This window comes from Aquimarina hainanensis, assembly GCF_042684685.1.
Taxonomy (GTDB): domain Bacteria; phylum Bacteroidota; class Bacteroidia; order Flavobacteriales; family Flavobacteriaceae; genus Aquimarina; species Aquimarina hainanensis.
In genome coordinates this window covers 1-503 of record NZ_JBHULX010000009.1, presented here as the reverse complement: position 1 = coordinate 503, position 503 = coordinate 1, and the positions used below count along the sequence as shown (strand labels likewise).

Annotated in this window: 1 protein-coding gene; it reads right to left on the bottom strand. The window is 39.4% G+C overall.

Going from position 1 to position 503, the window contains the following annotated elements; genetic code table 11:
* Positions 1–503: hypothetical protein (locus ACFSTE_RS08390; RefSeq protein WP_378298073.1), on the bottom strand; the 503-nt coding region annotated here is incomplete at both ends.

The following is a 503-nucleotide window of genomic DNA, read 5'->3' as shown; positions in this document are numbered from 1 at the left end:
AAATTAGCCAGGTCATTATAGATATCTCCTCCATTATCTCCTGAACTATATAGGTTATCCGAAGGCTTAAATCGTTTTTCCTTTTCTTTATATAATTCGCTGTGAAGATCCGCACAGATTCCTGCTGCACCCCCCTGAATCAATCCTCCTACCTGATTATTGACAGAGGTACTGTATCCCGATAATACCGTTAACAAAGTAGTCGGTGGCGCTTGTTCCCCTATACAACCATTGTAACAACCATTGTTCCTGGCGTAAATATTCGAAAATAAGCTTTGTACAACTTGTTTGGCAACTCCATAGTTCGCTTTATATGTATTCCAAAACTGATCTTGTTTCGATACATCACTAAAACCATCTACCTTTCCTAAAATACTCGCTGCAGTAGGACTGCTTCCTAATCCCAAATCACAACTGCTTATACTATTACAAACCAAAGTACCATAGGAAAATGCCATCGCACTCATTCCACTACCATTATAATTCGACAGAAGGGATTCACG